Source organism: Paenibacillus sp. DCT19, assembly GCF_003268635.1.
Taxonomy (GTDB): Bacteria; Bacillota; Bacilli; order Paenibacillales; family Paenibacillaceae; genus Paenibacillus.
Window position 1 is genome coordinate 3,899,462 of record NZ_CP029639.1, and the last position, 21,402, is coordinate 3,920,863.

General features: G+C 44.2%; 17 protein-coding genes, 2 pseudogenes and 1 riboswitch. Of the genes and pseudogenes, 5 read left to right on the top strand and 14 right to left on the bottom strand.

The features are described from left to right. Positions 1 to 154: 154 nt before the first annotated feature. From DMB88_RS32110 to DMB88_RS17690, 9 genes and pseudogenes are all read right to left on the bottom strand, one after another. Positions 155 to 583, bottom strand: coding sequence for an EamA family transporter (locus DMB88_RS32110; RefSeq protein WP_368028200.1), 429 nt, complete (start codon positions 581 to 583; stop codon positions 155 to 157). 17 nt (positions 584 to 600) lie between these two features. Then, a complete protein-coding gene (locus DMB88_RS32115) occupies positions 601 to 1,101 on the bottom strand; it encodes a hypothetical protein (RefSeq protein ID WP_368028201.1) in 501 nt (166 codons plus the stop codon). Positions 1,102 to 1,202: 101 nt separating this feature from the next. Beyond that, positions 1,203 to 1,313: riboswitch (purine riboswitch) on the bottom strand. Positions 1,314 to 1,429: 116 nt separating this feature from the next. Beyond that, positions 1,430 to 3,641: pseudogene (locus DMB88_RS17665) on the bottom strand (DEAD/DEAH box helicase). Then, entirely contained in the window at positions 3,638 to 4,981 is a 1,344-nt protein-coding gene (locus DMB88_RS17670) for an ATP-binding protein (RefSeq protein ID WP_128102416.1), read from the bottom strand. The pseudogene DMB88_RS17665 and the gene DMB88_RS17670 overlap by 4 nt, the downstream one beginning before the upstream one ends. Before the next feature lie 6 nt (positions 4,982 to 4,987). Then, on the bottom strand, positions 4,988 to 5,848 hold the full coding sequence (locus tag DMB88_RS17675; protein ID WP_128102417.1) for a tellurite resistance TerB C-terminal domain-containing protein: 861 nt from the start codon (positions 5,846 to 5,848) through the stop codon (positions 4,988 to 4,990). 14 nt (positions 5,849 to 5,862) lie between these two features. After that, positions 5,863 to 6,606 (bottom strand): TerB N-terminal domain-containing protein, encoded by a 744-nt coding sequence (locus DMB88_RS17680; RefSeq protein ID WP_217363752.1) that lies wholly within the window; start codon positions 6,604 to 6,606, stop codon positions 5,863 to 5,865. Positions 6,607 to 6,817: 211 nt separating this feature from the next. Beyond that, positions 6,818 to 9,009, bottom strand: a pseudogene (locus DMB88_RS17685) (hypothetical protein); the annotation flags it as partial. Further along, the gene (locus DMB88_RS31400; RefSeq protein ID WP_254438239.1) at positions 9,009 to 9,296 is read right to left on the bottom strand and encodes a phytochrome family protein; all 288 of its coding nucleotides are present in this window, start codon (positions 9,294 to 9,296) and stop codon (positions 9,009 to 9,011) included. The pseudogene DMB88_RS17685 and the gene DMB88_RS31400, both read right to left, overlap by 1 nt. Positions 9,297 to 9,353: 57 nt before the next feature. Then, the gene (locus DMB88_RS17690; protein WP_128102419.1) at positions 9,354 to 9,950 is read right to left on the bottom strand and encodes a biliverdin-producing heme oxygenase; all 597 of its coding nucleotides are present in this window, start codon (positions 9,948 to 9,950) and stop codon (positions 9,354 to 9,356) included. Positions 9,951 to 10,376: 426 nt separating this feature from the next. Between DMB88_RS17690 and DMB88_RS17695 the strand changes: the two genes are divergently transcribed. The 4 genes from DMB88_RS17695 to DMB88_RS17710 all read left to right on the top strand — a co-directional run bounded on the left by DMB88_RS17695 (position 10,377) and on the right by DMB88_RS17710 (position 13,067). Beyond that, entirely contained in the window at positions 10,377 to 11,174 is a 798-nt protein-coding gene (locus DMB88_RS17695; RefSeq protein WP_128102420.1) for a Nif3-like dinuclear metal center hexameric protein, read from the top strand. Positions 11,175 to 11,409: 235 nt separating this feature from the next. Next, positions 11,410 to 11,835: a DMT family transporter gene (locus DMB88_RS17700; RefSeq protein ID WP_128102421.1), complete on the top strand. Its 426-nt coding sequence runs from the start codon at positions 11,410 to 11,412 to the stop codon at positions 11,833 to 11,835. Positions 11,836 to 11,870: 35 nt separating this feature from the next. Further along, entirely contained in the window at positions 11,871 to 12,569 is a 699-nt protein-coding gene (locus DMB88_RS17705) for a Crp/Fnr family transcriptional regulator (RefSeq protein ID WP_128102422.1), read from the top strand. Positions 12,570 to 12,587: 18 nt separating this feature from the next. After that, the gene (locus tag DMB88_RS17710; protein ID WP_128104488.1) at positions 12,588 to 13,067 is read left to right on the top strand and encodes a DMT family transporter; all 480 of its coding nucleotides are present in this window, start codon (positions 12,588 to 12,590) and stop codon (positions 13,065 to 13,067) included. 166 nt (positions 13,068 to 13,233) lie between these two features. Here the strand turns inward: DMB88_RS17710 and DMB88_RS17715 are convergent, their stop codons facing one another. From DMB88_RS17715 to DMB88_RS17730, 4 genes are all read right to left on the bottom strand, one after another. Then, complete coding sequence (locus DMB88_RS17715; RefSeq protein ID WP_128104489.1) at positions 13,234 to 13,953, bottom strand: YebC/PmpR family DNA-binding transcriptional regulator; 720 nt, start codon at positions 13,951 to 13,953, stop codon at positions 13,234 to 13,236. Between the two features lie 490 nt (positions 13,954 to 14,443). Beyond that, positions 14,444 to 16,165 carry an assimilatory sulfite reductase (NADPH) hemoprotein subunit gene (gene cysI / locus DMB88_RS17720; protein ID WP_128102423.1) on the bottom strand — a complete coding sequence of 574 codons (1,722 nt, stop codon included), beginning with the start codon at positions 16,163 to 16,165 and terminating at the stop codon, positions 14,444 to 14,446. Between the two features lie 49 nt (positions 16,166 to 16,214). Further along, positions 16,215 to 18,050 (bottom strand): assimilatory sulfite reductase (NADPH) flavoprotein subunit, encoded by a 1,836-nt coding sequence (locus DMB88_RS17725; protein WP_128104490.1) that lies wholly within the window; start codon positions 18,048 to 18,050, stop codon positions 16,215 to 16,217. Positions 18,051 to 18,251: 201 nt separating this feature from the next. Next, positions 18,252 to 18,641 carry a winged helix-turn-helix transcriptional regulator gene (locus tag DMB88_RS17730; RefSeq protein ID WP_128102424.1) on the bottom strand — a complete coding sequence of 130 codons (390 nt, stop codon included), beginning with the start codon at positions 18,639 to 18,641 and terminating at the stop codon, positions 18,252 to 18,254. Between the two features lie 171 nt (positions 18,642 to 18,812). Between DMB88_RS17730 and DMB88_RS17735 the strand changes: the two genes are divergently transcribed. Next, positions 18,813 to 19,373, top strand: coding sequence for an NAD(P)H oxidoreductase (locus DMB88_RS17735; RefSeq protein ID WP_128102425.1), 561 nt, complete (start codon positions 18,813 to 18,815; stop codon positions 19,371 to 19,373). Between the two features lie 183 nt (positions 19,374 to 19,556). Here DMB88_RS17735 and DMB88_RS17740 read toward each other — a convergent pair whose 3' ends face one another. Continuing rightward, positions 19,557 to 21,113 (bottom strand): ABC-F family ATP-binding cassette domain-containing protein, encoded by a 1,557-nt coding sequence (locus DMB88_RS17740; protein WP_128102426.1) that lies wholly within the window; start codon positions 21,111 to 21,113, stop codon positions 19,557 to 19,559. Positions 21,114 to 21,402: the final 289 nt, after the last annotated feature.

The window sequence follows — 21,402 nt, forward strand, 5'->3', positions numbered from 1 at the left end:
TCAAAATTAAAATGACTCCAGTGGGCTATAGCCAGCCTCAATGCCAGAGCAGTCATACATTCTCAATCGAAAACTTAGTTTATAAATAGAAAAAAGCCTGATTATTCAGGCTTCTTCAGGTAAACTCGTTCATTTTTTATTAAAAATGACTATTTCATGAATATGATGGCGAGGTTCGTTTTAACCTTAACTTGTGCAACTCAGGCAAGGCAACGCCAAGTAACACCACAATAACTCCGAACCATTGCAATACGCTAACATGCTCATGAAGAACAATCGCTGAGAGCAGCACTGCAACCGGAAGTTCTACCGCTCCTAGTATGCCTGCCATATCCCCTCCAATATGCGGAACGCCAATAGCGAACAGTACTGGTGGAATAAAAGCTCCGAAGAATCCAAGCAAGAAACCAAAGACGAGCAACTGGCTCCAGATCAAGCCATTAAACAAGAACGTCGGCGGGAAAAGAATGCATAACAGAACCAAACCACCAGTCACCATCCATGCGCTGCGAAATGCAGGATGTGCAGAGGGAACTGCTTTTCCACTGAATAAAACAAACAAAGAATAACTTACAGCCGCCATAAGTCCCAGTGCAATCCCTAGACCACTAAATTCACCAAGACCCTGTTCGAGGAAACCTGCAGCCAGCAGTGTCCCCCAAAGAGGATAACTAGTGTGAACAGAGTGACTTTATTCGGACGTTGTCGCTTGCTCACGGCCTGAATCAATACGCTAATCCATGTGAATTGAAATAATAGGATAATGGCAAGTGATGCCGGAATGTATCGCAGTGATTGATAATAAACCAAACCGGTAATTACGGTCGGTGTGCCGGCCGCCATAAGTATTAAACGCTGTTTCCACGTTAATTTCTGAAAAACACGAGTTGGTGCAGATGACGATTTACCTGCGTTATTATGTTTACGTTTCATGTTAAATCTTGTGTATAGTGCCAGCATCCACGAAAGAATGAACCCTGTAATCAGTTGTGTGCCCACAACCTCACCTAACTTATAGCCTTCACCATAAGCCAAAACCACGATCGTGGATAATATACCGTAACTCATTGCTCCCGCAAGAACAGATAGATAATATTTCATTGATGAACAAACCTCCTGATGTTCCAACAATCAATTTAAATAAACCCTGCTCAGAAAGACACATCCAAAATGCAAAAAAATCCTAACTACGTGCAAGGAATACATGAATCCCTTGGCATCGTAGTTAGGAAGTATAGGCTTCCCGTAGAGACCCTCGCCCTGTGTACACTTTCGGCCTGCGAGGTTATACGAAATAAATATGCTTTTGTGATGTGTTCTTCTGTGACGACTTTTCATATATTACATGGGAGGTGAGATGGTGTCAACCCTCTTTTACAAATTTAAAATGGATAACTTATGTTGTACAATCTCTTACGCCCTACATATGTTATACGTCCGTTGTATCCCATTCCAGCGTTTGCTGTAAGCCTGATTGTAGTCCAGGCAGATCCAAACCATCCACCGCAAAAGCATCGCGAATTAATGGCGGAGCTACAAACTCATCGTATTTACCAAGGTATGGTGCTTCATCCTCAGCAAGCAACGCAGATGCATCCTCAACTGCCCGACATTCACTCATGATTTCAGCTAACAATGTGCGTGCATCAACTTGGCCAGCGACGACAAAATAATAAGGCTCCATTGGCACCACAGACCGTAATGCTAACTTGGTTGATAGATTATGCTTCATAAGTCGCTCTAATGTACGAAATGCTTTGCTACCTACCCAGGGCAATACATAATGTGAATCACCGCCTGCTGGTATGACGACTTGCTTCAGTAATCCTGTCTCACGAGCCAATCTACGCGCCCGCTCTAGTCGATTCACTGCCTGTGGTGATAGATACGGATAGATGACTGAACTCGACAACACTTCTCTCATTTTCTGAATCACCATCGTATGAATATCGCCGCCTGCTCCAAGCCATAATGTATCCACTTTGCCCTTCGCTGACTTCACGTACACAGACTTATGCTTACGATCCACCTCTTCGACCTTCCACAGTTTCCCTGCAAGAGAGAAGCAGTAGCCTGGTGGCGGTACAGTCGTAATGGAGCCTATTTCTTCTGAAACATTCAACACTTTATGCTCTTCATCATCCTTGAAAACGGCGTAGAAACGATAATTATTTACCGTTTTCTCCCCGTTAGTCCAATAATTAACGTCCGCTCTTCTGTCCACTGCAAATGATCGGTATCAATCAGATAATTTAGAAAAACATCATACTGACTGCTGTTGATCTGCGAAAAAGGGGCAAGCGAAAGGACAGCCTCTGCCAGCTCTCTAGGTTCGGCTTCACCCATACTTTTGAGCATACTCATCGTCTGATGGTAGAGCACTCCCATCGGCATTTTACGAGCTTCAAGTGGTTCAACCCACTTCGTCTTCACATATAATTCAATGACTGCAATCGCGCGAAGTAACGTCCACGGCATACATGCAGGGAGTTCAGCATCCTCCGCCTCTTCCTCTGGGCATACAAATAACATCTCCGAAGCCATATCATCCCGTCGACCCGATCGCCCTAGTCGTTGAACAAAGCTCGACGCACTGTAAGGCGCACCAAGCTGCACAACCCGTTCTAGTTCTCCAAGATCAATGCCGAGTTCCAGTGTTACGGTTGCTGCGGCTACCGCTGGCCCTGCCCCTGTTCGCAAGGCGGCCTCCGTCTCTTCTCTCAGCATCGCGGATATGCTGCCATGGTGGACGTGAAATACATCACGCTCCTGCCTTCTCGCTGCAACTCGCCGTAGCTCAAGGATGGTAACTTCAGCATCAGTCCGACTGTTGGTGAAGACTAAAGCCTTCTTCCGATGAGTACTTTCGTAGATAAAATCATAATACGCTTTACGGGCATTATGCAGATGCTCTGCCTGCTCTTCATCACGAGCATCCGGGAACGAGAAATGTTCAACCCGAAGGCGCAATTTTCGGCCACCAGGCGAAGAGACAACATCTACGCCTTGATCCGTTCCGGCTGCAAGCCATGCAGTCGCTGCATCGTAATCGCTGAGGGTTGCGGATAAGCCCACACGGCGTGGCTTGCATCCTGCCATACGTTCAATTCGAGCCAGCTCACTCAGTACTTGAATACCCCGATCTGCTCCCATAAAAGCATGCACTTCATCAATAATGATATACCTCAGGTCATGAAAAAGAGCTGGGATCGCATTCGGTCGATTCATCAACAGACCTTCAAGTGATTCCGGTGTAATCTGAAGTACACCCGACGGATTTCGCACCAAACGTGTTTTCTCCGCTTGAGCTACATCTCCATGCCAATGCCACACTGGAATGTTGCCTTCAGACAACAAATCCTTCAGCCGCTCAAATTGGTCATTAATCAGTGCTTTCAACGGTCCAATATACAAAATTCCAACCGACTTAGATGGACGTTCGTACAATTCTGTTAGCGCAGGGAAAAAAGCCGCTTCCGTCTTGCCAGAGGCTGTACCCGCTGCAATCAACATATGATGTGGCGTATGAAAACAAATATTGCACGCTTCGATCTGGGCTGGACGAAGAGATTCCCATCTTTTTTATATATAAATTCCTGGACAAACGGCGCTAATCGATAAAAAGGGTTCGCTTCGCTCATAACTCAAATTCCGCGAGAAAATCATCCAGCTCATCTGCAGATGATGATGAACCGCTTGTTTTGCCCGATCCGTCGGGTTTAGCAGCTCGCTCTCCAAGCAATTGTGTATATGTCACTTCAGGATTCTGGTGCAATGTGTGCAGCACATCCATAAAATCTCTTACCACTTCACGGGTAGTGAGCATTTCATCGGCACCAAGTCGGTTAACTGCAATTTGCATAAAATCAACTAATTCGTCATCGTGTAAACTTGCAGTATAACCAAAATGCAAGGCATGAATCTGGCGAAGCTTTTGTAGTAGAATTAGAATTTCCTCATGAGATAACATGGATAGCTTCAAGATAGGCCCCGTATAATTGGCATAATCTCTTGCTGCATAACGGCCGTCAATCAGTCTGGAACGTAGCGCTTCATAACTGAACAACCCTCTACGTTCATCCTCCACAAACTGCGGGGTTCCTCCTACAAAAATGCCCAGATGTTCTGCCTTACCCTGCATCGTATCATTAAACATCGTGAGCAGCTTCTCATAGTTACTCTGACGCGATACGCTATTTGTAATTTTGTACAGATTAACTGCCTCATCAATAAACAACAGCAAACCTTTATATCCGATTTTGGCGATAAACTCAGACCATAATTTGAAATAATCGTACCAGTTATCATCGTCAATGATTACGCCAACAGCCAGTTCTTTCTTGGCTTCTGTCTTGGTTGAATATTCCCCTCTTAACCAGCGGAGAGCTGCTTGCTTCTGATCATCGTCACCGAGCTTATAGCCGTTCCAGTACGAGGCCAGTACTTTAGCAAAATCAAATCCATGAACCAGATTCTGCATCTCATTCGTTACGGCATAGATCTGTTGCTCTACTTGCAGGGCAAGTGCTGGATCGTCTGGTCTTAATCCGTTATTTTGCATCGTTTGCTGCTGCAGCGCTGCAATCCATTTCTGTAAAATAGGCTCCAATGCGCCGCCATCCGGACGTGTACGTGTAGACAGGCGGGTCATCAACTCACGATATGTAGCCAGTCCTTGACCTTTGGTTCCTACAAGTCTTCGCTCAGGGGACAGGTCAGCGTCCGCCACGACAAACTCTCGATCCATCGCATAATTGCGAATCATTTGCAAAAGAAAGCTTTTACCACTACCATATCGACCTGTAATCAGTTTAAATGCAGCGCCGCCTTCTGCGATATTGTCCATATCTCGCAAAATTGCCCCTACTTCAGGTTTCCGGCCAACCGCAATCTGCTCCAGTCCAATCCGCGGCACAACACCCGCGGTTAAGGAATTGACAAGAGCAGTTGTGATTCGTTTCGGTATTTTAAGTTCTGTCATTACATATCACCTCTTCACATGTTCAAACACAGTTATATACTCCGGAACAATCCGGTCGTTATCAATGAGTAGATCACCGATCGTTTCCATAGCTGCATCGTTGATCTCATCGAGCAAAAGGGTGGGCATTGTACCATTCCGCTCAGCCACCTGCACCAGCTCTCGATCAGGTTCATCACCTAATAATGCATATATCGCCTGCACATGTCGCGGAGCCAACTCATCTGCAAAAAGAATCCATTCATCATCCAATTCTGCTATGGAGGAATCATTCCATTTTAAGGTGAAGTCTTCTTCTTTTGACTTCATATCGGTACTACTATCGTAGGATTCCATGGTTTCCATTGTGTGCTGTATATTGAGATCCTCTAACTGAAGAGTCATCTTGACTTCGTCCATCTTCGGTAAGGTATGTTCTTCTGTCACTTGCATCCCTTCGTGTTGGTTCAGAAGTTGATTGTCTGGTACAAGCTTGTCTTCCGAATATTCATGTTTGTCTATCATAAGTGCTTCTCGAACGTAGTCACTCTCCTGTTGCAAGACGGCAAGCTTCTCCTGATCAATCCTTACCATCGGCTTTTCTTTGAGTTCTTCCTGCTCAGCAGCAAATACCTTATCTAGATATCGCTCTATGACTTGAGCAAATTCAGTATCGAGGGTCTTCCCACGCAGTCTGCCTCTGAAACCAAGTAATTCCCGTAGTTTATTTTCAGTACAGCGGAAAATCCTTGTAATCATTGAACAGAATGGAGCACTGTCACCAACGGGAACAAAGGTAAGATCAATCGCTTTTCCATACAATGTATCATCATAAACAGCTTTGCGAAATAACGCACGTTTGATGCTCTTCTCCTTCGTCAACTGCAAATGATCGATCAATCCTACCCACGGGTTCGTTGCAGATAGGATTCCATTAGAACCATCACTTGTGGTATATACCGTTCCAATGCAAGTTGACCTTGATCTCTATAAAATTTACTGAGAGTAATGTCATATTCATAATATCTGCTGAGCAGTTTCAACGACAATTTCGACACGTCACTCGTCAGCAACCGATGCAGCTCCATATCCGATATCTCCATTGGAAGATAACTCTTAGTGATATTCATGATCTCAGTTAAAGACATCTGCACTTGATGCACAAGCCCATAGTCGACAAGCCAATCCTGCATGTACACATCAAGTTGCGGGAATCGTTCCCGATAATTAACCCATAATCGTTTTAGTTGCTCATATCCCCATTCAGGCTCTTGCCATCCAATACCATTAATTAACTCGTAGATGTGTACAAAAAGATATGACAAGTCCGTATCCATATATCTTTCGGCACGTACTTCAGATCGCCAGTAGAAATACCACTTTTGTTGTGACTCGCTCATCACACCATACGTTGGCCAATAACTCATAAAAGGCACAAATGGTGCCTCTTCTCCCTGCAATTCGATATATTGTCGTGCTTCCTGGGCGAACCTTCGCTCCGATGACAAAACGCCTCCGTTCGTAACTTGTTTATCAAAGGGAGCGCGAGTCAAAGTTGATCGTTCAGGTATAGGAACTTCAGTTGTGCTAGCATCCTCACTTAGATCAATCTCGGTAAATTCTAATTGCCTGGAATTGTCTTCCATTGTTTCATACTTCACCCCATCCTCTAGTAGAGAATACGAACAAGTGTATCCATACCGCTCATTATAACACTTGTCCTATTCCAGTGGTGAACAAAAAAATGGCGTTTGAACTGTTGCTAGTTCAAACGCCATATCTCATTCGATTTTAAACGACCACAACACGGTTCTTGCCTTCACTCTTGGCTTGCAGAAGCGCTTGACCAGCCTTCTCGATCAGATCCGATATCGTTAACTGCTCATGAGGCACGAATACTGCTCCGCCAACACTGACGGTCACGACTTCATTCGGATCTGATAAATCACGCTGGATTTGCAGTGCGAGCACATGTTGTCTAATCTCTTCTGCAAGTTCTGCAGAACGCTCAGAAGTGGTTCCCTTCAGTTTCAGCATGAAGGTTCCCCTTGTAAGCGAGAAATTAAGGCATCATATTGCTCACATACAACGGTGAGCACTTCACCGATCCATTGCAGACACAGATCCCCGCCTTGTAAGCCATACGTTGCATTGTATGAACGAAAATCATCTATATCAATGAACAGCAATCCGAGGCTGCAATTGTCCCGTAGGCATTCATCCCAGTCGTTTTGCAGCTGTGATTTAAAGATTGCTTGAACGGGCATGTCCGTTAATGGGTCCGTATTTAAGACATTCTGTAGCTGATGCGTTGTTTGATTATAATGATCCTGATCGTGATGCGAAGCACCGCTGTTAAGGAGCACCATTAATGATGGCTTACCCCCATGCGTAACCGAAGCAAGGGTGATCTCCAGCAGCAGCGAGGTTCCTGTGGCTGTGATGAAATACGATTGGTTCGTAAACAACTGCGTGCTGCTCCGCTGTAGCTCATCAATACTTTTCTGCAACGTTCCTTGCGCCTTCTCCGGTACCAGCCTTTTAAAGTCCATGCCAATAAGATTTTTGGTCGTTTCAAACCCAAGTAGTTCGGCTGCACGACTGTTACAGTATATTATTTTCCCATCTGTTAAGGTGAGAAAAGCAACTGGTGAGAAATCCATCAGCTGCAAATATCGCTGTTCATTCTGACGTAAAATACGTGCATTCTGCAACGCCTGCTCCTCAGCTTGTACCAACTGGTTCTCAGTTTGACGGCGCACGATCGTTTTGAGCAATGGAAGCACGTTAAGTTCCTTGGCTGTCCAAGGATAGGAGGTGGATTTCACAACTTCCCTCCATTTCTCAAACGATTTGCGTGGAGACAATCGAATGCCATCATCCTTTTTGATTACCGCTTTAGCCGGATCTCCTGCCCAATCCACCAACTGCACGACTTCTGGCCGGAACCAGATGATGTAATGATGCTGTCCTGGTGATATAGCAACATATACAATCCCGGATGCTTTTTCCTTATACGCCTTAGCTGGTTCATATTCCAAACTTAGCTGGGACGTATGATAACTGTAATCCTCAGATTCGCCTGCCAGCCATGCTGCGAGTCCTCTCACTTGCTCCCAAGTTGGCGTATCCCCATAGAGCAGTAGCTTGTCCTGATAACAAACGGCCGCACCCGAAGCTCCCATAAGATTTAGCAAAGTTTGTTGCTCACCCTGTAATTCCTCCACCACTCTTGCTGGGCTTGTATTACCTATAAAGATATTCGAGATTCGTGCAGCTTGCTCACGTGACTGAATCTCAGCCTGATACTCGTCCAGTTGATGACGTTGAAACAATTCGCTGGAGAAAAATGACCCCAGGAAATTACACAAGTTACGAATGCGATGCGGCACATACCTTGGTGAATAATGATGACATGTAATCAAGCCCCATAATTTATTGTCATTAATGAGAGAGATCGTCACCGTTGCGCCTACACCCATATTTTGCAAATACTCAATGTGTAGGGGGGATACACTGCGAAGCACGGATAAGCTTAAGTTCAGAGGTTTACCTGTCAAAGGTTGAAGCAACGGTACAATCTCTACCGGTTGATAATTCACATCTACAATGGTACGCAGCCAATTCCGCAGATACAGCTCCCTGGCTTGTTTAGGGATATCCGACGCAGGATAGTGATGTCCCAGGAAAGGTTCGAGATGTTCTTCACGCGCCTCAGCGATAACTTTTCCGTTCCATTTTTCATCGAATTCGTAGATCATAACCCGATCATATCCCAGCATTTCCTTCACTTGCTCTGCCGCGATCTGACTAGCCTGGGTGCGGTTGCTCGTGCTCTTAATCCGTCCAAAAAAACGTGAAATCCACAAATAATCATTGGTCTCTATAGCAGCCTTCTCGTCGGGGTTAGAAGGTTCCATCTCCAGAATTAATAAACCTTCACTCTCATGTATTACTGTCGAAAAAGTTCGTAGCTCGCCAGATACATCAACCGTCAGATCCATGTACTGTAGATCGGATGTCACCGCCGCATTGAAAGTGCAGCTCATCACATTTTGTAGACTGTCCTTACCACCAATGATTCAAGTGGAAGACCCAAAATCTCATCTGTTGCCAGACCAAGATACTCTTCTGTATTCTGACTGCATTGGACAATGGTGGGCATATTACTAGTGTTCACGGCCAAGAGCACGCCATGCGGCTGGATAAAACCCGGAATATGAATCGGCTCTTTATCACAATTATTCAAATCTATAGGATCATTCGTATACGTACCCTGGCTCAGTAGCGTACGGTTTAACTGTTTGTTGTCTTTGCTCGAATTCGATTCGGTCATGAATTACAGATCCTCTCCCCTGCGCTTGTTCTTACATGATAACTGTATAACTGTCGCTTAGTCAGCTGTATTAATCCATTGATCCAACAAGCGGAATGTCTCAGAAGCTGTGTGCACCATCTCGTCATGCTCTTCCGTCTTGGAAACAGATTGAAGCAGAAGCTCCATGAACTCTTTCCATCTCGTTCTGGTATCATCACCATACGCGTTAAAATATGCAAGACCCCGATCCGCTTCAATCGGCAAAAACTGCGACAATCGCTTGGTCATAATCTGACCACCATTCGTAGAACCTTCAATCACATAGAAATAGCCGAATAATTGAGCCGGAGAAGAAATGTCTGGCAATTGCTCACACAAGGGCAGATTGCGGATCTCCTCATCGCTCGAACCTAAATTCCGCAAATCGTTCTCCAGAAGCACCGTCTTACCTCTGACTTCGATATCAAGACCCGTGTTATTCCAAAAAGGCATATTAACTGCCTGTTCTTCGATGGGTTTGATAAATCCGTAGAATTTCTCCAGATATTGCTTATATTCTCCCAAGCTTATCGTTTGATTCATAATTGCTTTAGCATAATCGTTAAGTTCAATTTGTCTATGATAATGAGCGGTCTCTGTTTTGAGACGTTCCATAAGATTGCTTGTTGTCATGAAAATCATCATCCTTTTCTATAAGTTCTCTTCATCCATAAACAGGACTTATTGCATGTAATATCAGTTTAGATAGGATTAGATATTCCATTTTATCCGACAAAGATACTATGCTAGTATACTTTTTCTTGAACGAGAAAACTACAAGAATCCACGGCATGTTATGTGACATTCGATCCAAGGTTGTTACCGTAAGCGTAAACTGAATTCTGGTCAGATCTTGATGTCCGAAATAAAAAAAACACCCTTAACTCATTCATTAATCAAGGGTATCCACATTGAAACAAACCTACCTAGTCTGAACTATGGATGCTCATCTATTGTGAAAAGAATACAATATCTCCCTATCTCCTGAATTGAAAGTAGTCCAGTCTACCACCGCATGGTACACTATTCATATCACCTGTCACTGGAGGAATTATACATATGAAGTTAACCATTCAGGATGTAATCCAACATCTCACGACAGACATAACGTTACCGGAAAATACAGTAGATCAATTGCTGATTGGTGCGCCCGATCAAGCTGTTCAAGGCATTTTTGTAACCTTTATGCCAACACATCATGTCATTGAACACGCCGTTCGATTGAATGCTAATCTGATTATCGCCCATGAACCTCCCTTCTATAACCATCACAGCCACACGGATTGGTTGATAGATGACCCAGTGTACGAAGCTAAGAAAAGCTTGATTCAGGAAGAAAATATTGCGATTTATCGCTGTCATGATGCCATTCATAGATACCAACCTGACGGCATTACGGAAGGCTTGATTCAAGCTTTGGGATGGTCAGCCTATGTGGAGCAGCACAGACCAGAAGCTGATATTCTTTCTTTTCCCGCTGACACAACCGTACAGGATATTGCTCACCATATGAAGAGAACCTTAGGTCTTGAATACGTCCGCGTAGTTGGCAGTCCAACGATGGATTGTAGGCGCGCAGCAGTCCTTGTTGGTTTTCGCGGTAATGCTCCACTGACCATCCCGCTATTTCAGAATGAGCAGCTTGATCTTATCATTGCAGGCGAAGGCTTCGAATGGGAGACCCCAGAATATGTGCGAGATGCGGTACAGCAAGGGAAGGATAAGGCTCTTATTATGATGGGACATGCGGAGAGCGAAGCCTCTGGTATGAAACTTCTCGCAGACAGATTATCTACAGTGTTCCCCACTGTACCTATTCATTTTGTAGCGGATCAACCTATATTCAAGGTGTTATAACAAGTTGTTATATGCATTTTATTTCATCTTCCATTAACTAAAATATTACTTAAGCCCTCCTCGTGAGTGGCTTTTTGTTTTCTCTTCGTGTACTCTAAATGCTGTAACTTTGAATCTCAGGACATTTGTCCTTGGCTTACCAAGCTATTTTGTCATTTAATAGAATTCGGAAGTTTATCGACAGTCTACATTGAACTGGAACTGTTGCAACATGCAGGATAAGGAGAGTACCACGATGAGAGGAATTATTTTTGCAATATTAGGCGGTGCATGTATTACGCTACAAGGGGTAGCGAATACACGCATTAGTACAGACATTGGCACATGGCAAGCCGCTACAATTACCCAGCTCACCGGATTCATTCTGGCTGCGCTTATCTTGATCGTTGTACGTGATGCCAACATACAGGGACTCAAGCAAGTGAAGCCGTTATATCTCGCAGGCGGAGCATTCGGTGCTGTCATTATATTCAGTGAAGTATCCGCAATTCAGCAAATGGGTGTAACATTCACCATCTCTGCCTTGTTGATTGCACAATTGACGTTAACGTTTCTAGTCGATAGTAATGGATGGTTTGGTGTGGTGAAGCAGAAGATGAAACTGCCACAATTTCTGGGCATCGCGCTTATGATCACAGGAGTCATTATTATGAAGCTATAGTTGTCTAGATTAACGTCAGATGGGGTGCATACGTAATGGAAGAAATCCATAATAACGAACAATTGCTTCATTATCTTGAACAGTATGAACTGGAAAAGGTATTTTATGAACCTCTGCGTGCACATATGACGTTATGCCGTTTTGAAAAATGTGAGCTGATCTGTCGTGAAGGAGAGCCATCCGAATATTTATATGTGCTGGTGGAAGGCAAGATCAAAATCTTCACTACATCAGCTCAAGATAAAACATTAGTGCTCTGCTTCAAAACACCGTTGGAAGTCGTCGGTGATATCGAATATGTTCGGGAGAGTAACATCGTTAACACGGTGCAAGCCGTCTCACCTGTAGTTATGCTACGCATTCATTATCGCTACCTGGCTGAGTATGCTGGCGAATACGCGCCCATGTTGAAATTTCTACTGAAGATTATCTCGCACAAGTTTTATATTGACTCCAACTTCTCCAACTTTAATCTGATGTATCCAGTCGAAGTTCGGTTAGCTAGTTACCTACTCTCCATCTCCACCGAGGAGGATGGTACCGTATTTCATGAAGAATTGGATGCTTTCAATTTGACGGATATTGCGAATCTGATCGGCACAAGTTATCGGCATTTGAATCGTGTCATTCAAAAGCTGTGTGTGGATGGTCTCATTGAGCGAAACCAAGGCTTTATCCTCGTCAAGGATCGGGCAGGTCTACGGGAAGTGGCGGGTCATAACATTTACGAATAAGGAGCATTACAACCCATGATCATTACAGGTATTTTGCTTGCTCTGCTAGCAGGTGCACTTGTCAGTTTACAGACGATCTTTAATAGTAAAGTCAATGAACGTACTGGCTCGTGGTCTACAACGACGCTGGTACTGTTTACCGGCTTTTTGGCTTCATTTCTAATCTCTATCCTAGTGGAGGGCAAAAATACATTTAGCCTCCAGCATATGCAGCCCTGGTATTGGCTCAGCGGAGCGATTGGCGTTGGTGTGGTATTTTGCCTTGTGCAAGGTATGAAGCTTCTAGGCCCAACGTATGCCATTTCAATTGTGCTTACTTCACAGTTAAGCTTCGCTCTTCTATTTGATGCCATGGGATGGTTTGGGCTAGAGCAGATCCCATTCTCGTGGAACCAGTTAATCGGCGTGCTCGTTATTGTAGGCGGAATTGTTCTGTTTAAGTTTGGCGGTCAAGCGAAGTCCTCACGTGCTTCAGCGCCTAGCAGACAAAGTCATTGATTAAAAGTCGCCAATCTTCAATTCAGCAAGTTGCGCCAAGCTGTGGGTACTTCTTGAAAATTAATAGACTTACACTTATAACATTACTATGAAGACATAGGTAGATAGAAAAAGGACGGGTCATCGATATCAATGACTCGTCCTTTTGAATATACAAATCTGCCGCTTACTCTGCAAACTCCACGTTATGGTACACTTGCTGAACATCTTCCAGGTCTTCCAGGGCATCAATCAATTTTTCGAATTGAGCCTGTGCATCCTCGGGAAGTTCAATGTGGTTTTGCGCCAGCATCGTCAGCTCGGCTACAGTGAATTCAGTTACACCCGCAGCTTTGAATGCTTCTTGTACCGCATGGAATTGATCCGGCTCTGCATAGACGATTACCGCATCTTCTTCGTCCACGATGTCACGAACATCTACATCAGCTTCAAGCAGGATCTCCAGCACTTCCTCGGAGTTCTTACCTTCTACACCGATTACAGCCGTTGGATCAAACATGTATGCCACGGAACCGCTGACACCCATGTTTCCGCCGTTTTTGTTAAACGCAGAGCGCACTTCTGGCGCTGTACGATTCACGTTGTTAGTCAGTGCATCTACGATGACCATCGCACCGTTCGGACCGAAACCTTCGTAACGCAGTTCTTCATAGTTTTCATCCCCGCTGCCTTTTGCTTTTTCCATCGCACGGTCAATGATGGCTTTGGGTACATTATACGTTTTCGCACGTTCCAGCACGACTTTCAGTGCACGGTTTGCTTCCGGATCTGGTTCGCCTTTTTTGGCAGCTACATAGATCTCAACACCGAATTTGGCGTAGACCCGGCTCGTGTTTGCATCTTTTGAAGCTTTTTTTTCCTTAATATTATTCCACTTACGACCCATATCGTTTCCGCTCACTTTCAACATGTAATCTGCTTTCTACTTTGTCATTATATCTTGTTGAGCGTGGTTCAACAAGTTAATACCCACGAAATAATGGGAAAAATAGCGACTGTTATTGATCTGAGTTTAAAGTTTCGCCACAGTTTACCCTCTGATGAGACGCTTTATAGCGTGAGTATAACCTTGCTAATTTATCTATATATGTTGAAATAAAGAATGTTCACACCTGCCACTCCGATGACAGAATAACCTTCCGATCGCTGTTATCCCCAGATTTTTTTGATTCCCTTTTTCAAAGGAAAAATCCGGGATAAAGGCGAACGCTCCGCTTCTCCTTGTTATTTCTGTCCTCTCCGTTCTCGTGTAAATGTTCAGTTCAATTTGTATATATTTGGTTAAATACAGCAAGAAGCACTCCGCTTAGGAATGCTTCTTTCGTTTGAAATCACAAGAAAATGCTCGGATCTATCATGCAATATTGCAGATACAGTTAAGCATGAAATTGTCGGCCATCCAGCACTTCAGTAACATAACCTGCACGAATGACAAAGTCACCGAAATGCTCGCCTTCATTACGCTGTGTCGCATATTGATTAATCATTGGAGTCAACGTCTCCAGAATTTCGGTTTCGCCGATGTTTTCTTTGTACAATTTATTCAAGCGATGCCCAGTGAAGCTGCCACCGAGATACATGTTGTATTTACCAGGCGCTTTACCGATAAATGAAATCTCTGCAAGCATTGGTCTTGCACAGCCATTCGGGCAACCTGTCATACGTACAACGATCTCTTCGTCTCGTAAACCAGCTTCATCCAATACCGGCTCCAGCTTATCAATCAAGGATGGAAGATAACGTTCGGATTCAGCCATGGCAAGACCACACGTTGGCAAGGCAACACAAGCCATCGAACTTCTCCGTAGCGCTGAATAGTGTGCCCCGTCAGTCAGATGGTATTCTTGAATCAATGCTTCGATCTTTTTCTTCTTCTGGCTGCTGATATTACCGATAATCAGGTTCTGATTAGCAGTCAGACGGAAATCCCCTGTATGAATCTTAGCAATCTCGCGAAGACCCGTCATGAGAGGATATCCATCGATATCTTTTACCCGGCCATTCTGAATGAATAACGTAAAGTGCCATCTGCCGTTGTTGCCTTTTACCCAGCCATAACGATCCCCGTTGTGATCAAAGTGGAATGGACGAGCTGCATCCAGCTTCCAACCCAGGCGACTGCTCAATTCCTCAACAAACCACTCTACTCCGCGGTCATCCAGCGTATATTTGAATCGCGCATGTTTACGCACGGCACGATCTCCGTAATCCCGTTGAATTGTCACTGTTTTCTCAGCAACATCAATCATCTGCTCTGGTGTACAGAAGCCAATCACTTTGGACACCTGCGGATACGTTTTGGAGTCACCATGGGACATGCCCATGCCACCGCCAACAGAGACGTTGAAGCCCTGAAGTTTTCCATTTTCCACAATCGCGATAAAACCAAGATCCTGTGAGAACACATCTACATCATTAGATGGTGGAACGGCGATACCGATCTTGAATTTACGTGGCAAATATACTTTGCCATAGATCGGCTCTACTTCTTCATCGCTCTCCTGGGAATCAATGATTTTCTCTCCATCCAACCACAACTCGTGATACGCACGGGTACGAGGGTCAAGATGATTACTGACCTGACATGCCCATTCGTATACTTCTGCATGAACTTCCGATTGATTCGGATTCGGATTGCACATCACGTTCCGGTTCACGTCTCCACATGCAGCGAGTGTGCTCAGCAAGGAGTCATTTACTTCACGAATCGTATTTTTGAGATCCCATTTCAATACACCATGCAGTTGGAAGGATTGACGTGTGGTCAAACGAATCGTGTTATTTGCATATTTGTGCGCGACACGATCCATCATAAGCCATTGTTCAGGTGTTACGATTCCGCCTGCAGCACGGACACGCAGCATGAACTGGTAAGCTGGCTCAAGCTTAGACTTATTACGCTCATTACGTAGGTCACGATCATCCTGCATATAACTACCGTGATGTTTCATCAAACGGTTATCGTCCTCAGGAATCGCACCGGTAATGCGATCTGCAAGCGTTTCGGTAAGACTTCCGCGCAAGTAATCACTTTTGATCTTTATATCTTCCACATCACTATTCGTGCGCTGTGGGTTAAGTAAATTATTATAAACCATGCTGCTTTCTCCTCTCGTTTCTACGGGTGCCCTTGTGGCAATAGATGAATTAATACACATCCCGCTGATAACGTTTATCCTGTTGCAATCTTGTCAGATATTCTGCTGCTTGCTCAGGAGTCAGACCGCCTTCTTGCTCCAGAATAGTTGCAAGTGCACTGTGAACGTCATGAGCCATCTTTTTCTCATCTCCACAAACATATACACTCGCACCTTCTTGCAACCATTGATACAGCTCTTTGCTGTGTTCCAACATGCGGTGTTGTACATATACTTTCTGCTCCGTATCACGGGAGAAGGCTACATCCATCTTTGTGAGAACACCGTCTTTAAGCCAGCGTTGCCACTCCGTCTGGTAGAGGAAGTCTGTAGAGAAATGCTGATCACCGTAGAACAACCATGATTTACCCTCTGCTCCAGTCTCTTCCCGTTCCCCGAGGAATGATCGGAATGGAGCCACCCCCGTACCAGGACCCACCATAATAATTGGGGTGTCAGGATTCTCAGGCAGTTTAAAGTTAGGGTTGTGCTGAATATATATTGGCAGCGTGTCGCCTGCTTCAATGCGCTCAGCCAAATGTACGGAACATACGCCATAGCGCTCTCTTCCCCGTGCTTCATAACGAACGGTACGCACTGTAAGGTGTACTTCATCTGGGAATGACTTGGAACTACTAGCAATTGAATACAGTCGCGCTGGAATCTTCCGCAATACCGCTACAAACTGCCCAGCCGGAATGCCTTGCAGTCTATAATCCTGAACGATATCCAGCAGGTCACAGCTATTCATCACTTTGCGGAATTCCGAATCATCTGCAAGCAGTGCTGACAGACCGCTCTCAGGTTTCAATTTAGCTAATTGCTCAGCTACGGGTTTAGTTACAGCAGTAATCTCAAAATAACGCAATAATGCTTCACGTACCGCTACCTGATCCCCTGCTTTGTTCACAGTAACACGTTCATCCGCATTCCATTCCATCGCAGCAATTAATTCGTCAACAAGGCGAGGGTGGTTCTCTGGAAATACGCCTAGGCTGTCGCCGGGCTCATAATTCAGGTTAGAACCTTCAAGTGACAACTCTACATGGCGCGTTTCCCGATCTGATCCTCTACCATTCAAATTCAGATTTTCCAGCACTTCTGCTTGGAAAGGATTCGTCCGGCTAAATTCCGATTCACCGCCGCTAACTGCGGCAACAATTGCTTCGCTCGTCACTGATCCAACTGACGTTGCTGTAGCACTTAATGAAGCCAATACATCATTCATCCACTCCGCAGCCTGTTCGTCAAAATCAACATCACAATCAACACGTGGAACGAGTGGTGTACCGCCTAGCTCTTGCAAACGTTTATCGAAATCTTTGCCTGTCTGGCAGAAAAACTCATACGATGTATCTCCCAAAGCCAGAACCGAGTAACGCAAGCTTTCAAGCTTAGGTGCTCGTTTGCTGTTCAGGAATTCATGCAATGGGATCGCATTATCAGGTGGTTCACCTTCACCATGAGTACTTACTATGATCAGGAGATTCTCAATTTTTTTCAGTCCGTTCGGTTTGAAATCTCCCATTGAGGATAGAGTAACCTGTAGCCCTTGTTCTTCGAGTTTCTTAGCCAGTTTCTTGGATAGTCCACTGGAATTCCCCGTTTGAGAGCCAAAGAGCACTGTTACTTCTTTTGATGCAACAGGTGTATTTTCAGTCGCAAGGGTTGCCGTCTGAGCAGTCTGAGTTGCAATCGAACCTGACGCCCCTGCCACGCTTCCTTGTTGTGCAGCTATATATCCGCTCAGCCAAGCCCGTTGTCCATCGGTCAGAGTCGGAAGAAGGCGATTGAGCAATTCCACCTGTTCCTGATTAAATGGGCTGTTAGTCACTTGTAGTTCCACCATTGTCCACCTCACGCATTGCTTCGATTTTAATTCCTACTAAAATGATCATATTAATAAATTTCTACTACATTGAACCTATCACACCCAATGGTGAGGGTCAATTTCAATGATTTTATACCATTTATCAGTTTCTCTAATAAAGGACAAAAAACAACAAAACCACCCTCTCTAATGGAGGATGGTTTATGCATCATTTTATCAAGTTGTAATCGACGTTGGAGTGTAATCACTAAAACGATTTTCCAGCACTTTGTTTTTGTCACCATACATTTTGTCTAGATGGCTCTCTCCCCACATACAAATCTGATCAATAATGTTCTGCAAGGTTAATCCGTACTCACTGATCTCATACTCTACTTTCGGAGGAATCTCGTAATAGACGATACGGTTTATAATTCCATGCTTTTCAAGCTCACGGAGTTGTTGGGTAAGCACTTTCTGGGTAATAGCGGGAATCGCTCTCCGCAGCTCACTTGTTCGTTTCCGACCGGATATCAATTGATGCAAAATGAGAATTCTCCACTTTCCGCCTACTAGTTCTAACAAAGCTTGTACACCGCTCTCATATTTCTTGGTTACTTCTTCCACCCTAATCCTCCTCTATTCAAAGTTCTATTTCTAGGTTACCCAAAGTAACCGAAGTACTCGAAGGTTTCTACAGCACCTTAAGGTGCGTACTTCTCAGTAGCACATCATGAAACTTATAATAACATCTGTCATCACGGATCACCAAAATGAGGTTAAAGGAAGGAATTAATCATGAAAATTAAATTAGTTGTTACTCATCCTAGACAGGATTCTCTAACATTTGCTGTTATGAACCAATTTATCGTTGGTATAAAAGAGAATCACCATGAAGTCGATATTCTAGACTTGTATCATGATGGATTTGACCCGCTGTATACCGCGGAAGATGAAAAGGATTGGCAGAATCCCAACAAGCATTATGCTCCTGCTATTCGTAAGGAAATGGATCGAATTCTTGATGCCGATGCCATTGTACTGATCTTCCCTATTTGGTGGTATAGTGTGCCTTCGATGCTCAAGGCTTACTTGGATAAAATATGGAACATGGGACTGCTCCACAAAGTTAATTCCAAAAAGACACTGTGGATTGGTTTGGCTGGAGGTACAGAGGCCGTTTTCGAAAAATATGGATACAGCGAGATGATTACGAATTATCTCAACAACGGTATTGCTGGCTATGCAGGAATTCAACATTCCGATGTAGTCTTCCTTTATGAAACGCTCTCAGAATCCAGGCAACACATCGACGGCTTGCTGGAACAAGCCTATCAACTAGGTAGAAGTTTTTCATGATTCACGCAGTGAAATGCAGGATTTGAGAAACTAACTCTACCATATTAAATATTGTTTTTTTATAAAAAATAAACCATCATTGGCATGGAATGATCCTTTTCCAATGATGGTTTACCTAGTTCATCAACTCTAATGTGAGTTGAACGTTTAAATTTTCTTAAGACAGCTTTTCTACTTCAATTTCTAGAATACCTTCGTTGTCCATGATTCGCAGTTCCACGTTTCGGTAACAACGTCACGGTAAAATTCAGGTTCGTGAGAGATCAGCAAAATGCTGCCTTTGTATGCTTTGAGTGCACGTTTCAGTTCATCCTTCGCATCAACGTCCAGATGGTTCGTCGGCTCATCGAGTACAAGCAGGTTGGTTTCATTGTTGATCAGCTTGCACAAACGGACTTTCGCCTTTTCCCCACCACTAAGTACGGCAACTTTACTCTCGATATGCTTCGTTGTTAGTCCGCATTTCGCTAGAGCAGCACGTACTTCAAACTGGGTATAAGAAGGGAACTCCTGCCAGATCTCTTCGATACAAGTGTTGTAATTCGCATCCTTCATTTCTTGCTGGAAGTATCCAATCTCCAGATGTTCTCCGCGCTGCACAGTACCTTCCAGAGCTTGAATCTCTCCCAAAATGCTACGCATCAGCGTCGTTTTACCAATTCCGTTTGCGCCGACAAGCGCAATCTTCTGACCACGTTCCATACGCAAATCAAGCGGTCTGGACAATGGTTCATTATAACCAATCACAAGCCCTTTTGTTTCGAAAATAAGCTTGCCAGAAGTTCTTGCATCACGGAAGTTAAACTGTGGCTTCGGCTTCTCCTTCGCCAGCTCAATAACATCCATTTTATCAAGCTTCTTCTGTCTGGACATCGCCATATTCCGCGTTGCCACACTTGCCTTGTTGCGAGCAACGAAGTCTTTGAGGTCAGCAATTTCCTGTTGTTGGCGCTTATAAGCCGACTCCAGTTGTTGCTTTTTCATCTCATACACTTCTTGGAAATGATCATAGTCTCCGACATAACGAGTCAGATCTTGATTTTCCATATGATAGATCAAGTTAATTACGCTATTCAGGAATGGAATATCATGCGAGATCAGAATGAAGGCATTCTCATATTCCTGCAAGTAACGTTTCAACCATTCGATATGTTGCTCATCCAAATAGTTCGTCGGCTCGTCCAGGAGCAAAATGTCAGGTTTCTCAAGCAGCAGCTTAGCAAGCAATACCTTCGTACGTTGTCCACCACTTAGATCGTTAACGTCTTTGTCCAAGCCAATGTCTGTAAGACCAAGACCACGTGCTGTCTCATCCACTTTAGCATCGATCATGTAAAAATCCTGGTTCGTCAACGTATCTTGGATCGTGCCAACATCCTCAAGCAGTTGCTCAAGCTCTTCTGGAGTCACATCTCCCATTTTGCCATACATGTCGTTCATTTCCTGCTCCATATCAAACAGATACTGGAACGCACCGCGAAGTACATCACGAATGGATTGTCCTTTGCTTAATACGGCATGCTGATCCAAATAACCTACACGCATCCGCTTGGACCATTCCACCTTGCCCTCGTCTGGCTGGAGTTTACCTGTAATAATGTTCATGAAGGTTGATTTACCTTCACCATTGGCTCCAATTAATCCAATGTGTTCGCCTTTCAGGAGGCGGAAAGATACGTCAGTAAAGATAGCACGGTCACCGAAACCGTGACTTAATTTTTCCACATTTAATATACTCATTCATGACACCTTTTCTATATAGACTTATTCTTGTATATTATAAGCGTTCTATCCTGTACAACTCAACGTCAACTTTTAAAATTTTAAGTTAGATATTTCTATTGGCCAAGTTTTCTCTTATGAATTTATCTAAACATGACGTACACCGGTTAACATTTGCCATTAAAGATGAGATAGGGTAAAATTTGACCTTAAAGTGCGTGTTCAAAAAGAGCGGTTTTCAGTACCAAGCAGATGGGATGAAGATAGAAATGGAGTAGCGGAGCGTAGGCAAAACTACGTGAGCAAC

What these genes read in the sequence shown, in the direction of transcription:
- DMB88_RS17690 (WP_128102419.1), bottom strand. Translation starts at nt 9,950, where the DNA reads ATGACAACAAGCAATCTTATGGAACGTCTCAAAACAGAGACCGCTCAT.
- DMB88_RS17670 (WP_128102416.1), bottom strand. Translation starts at nt 4,981, where the DNA reads ATGACAGAACTTAAAATACCGAAACGAATCACAACTGCTCTTGTCAAT.
- DMB88_RS32115 (WP_368028201.1), bottom strand. Translation starts at nt 1,101, where the DNA reads ATGAAATATTATCTATCTGTTCTTGCGGGAGCAATGAGTTACGGTATA.
- DMB88_RS17735 (WP_128102425.1), top strand. Translation starts at nt 18,813, where the DNA reads ATGAAAATTAAATTAGTTGTTACTCATCCTAGACAGGATTCTCTAACA.
- DMB88_RS17740 (WP_128102426.1), bottom strand. Translation starts at nt 21,113, where the DNA reads ATGAGTATATTAAATGTGGAAAAATTAAGTCACGGTTTCGGTGACCGT.
- DMB88_RS17680 (WP_217363752.1), bottom strand. Translation starts at nt 6,606, where the DNA reads ATGGAAGACAATTCCAGGCAATTAGAATTTACCGAGATTGATCTAAGT.
- DMB88_RS17715 (WP_128104489.1), bottom strand. Translation starts at nt 13,953, where the DNA reads ATGGGTCGTAAGTGGAATAATATTAAGGAAAAAAAAGCTTCAAAAGAT.
- DMB88_RS17700 (WP_128102421.1), top strand. Translation starts at nt 11,410, where the DNA reads ATGAGAGGAATTATTTTTGCAATATTAGGCGGTGCATGTATTACGCTA.
- DMB88_RS17705 (WP_128102422.1), top strand. Translation starts at nt 11,871, where the DNA reads ATGGAAGAAATCCATAATAACGAACAATTGCTTCATTATCTTGAACAG.
- cysI (WP_128102423.1), bottom strand. Translation starts at nt 16,165, where the DNA reads ATGGTTTATAATAATTTACTTAACCCACAGCGCACGAATAGTGATGTG.
- DMB88_RS17695 (WP_128102420.1), top strand. Translation starts at nt 10,377, where the DNA reads ATGAAGTTAACCATTCAGGATGTAATCCAACATCTCACGACAGACATA.
- DMB88_RS31400 (WP_254438239.1), bottom strand. Translation starts at nt 9,296, where the DNA reads ATGACCGAATCGAATTCGAGCAAAGACAACAAACAGTTAAACCGTACG.
- DMB88_RS32110 (WP_368028200.1), bottom strand. Translation starts at nt 583, where the DNA reads ATGGCGGCTGTAAGTTATTCTTTGTTTGTTTTATTCAGTGGAAAAGCA.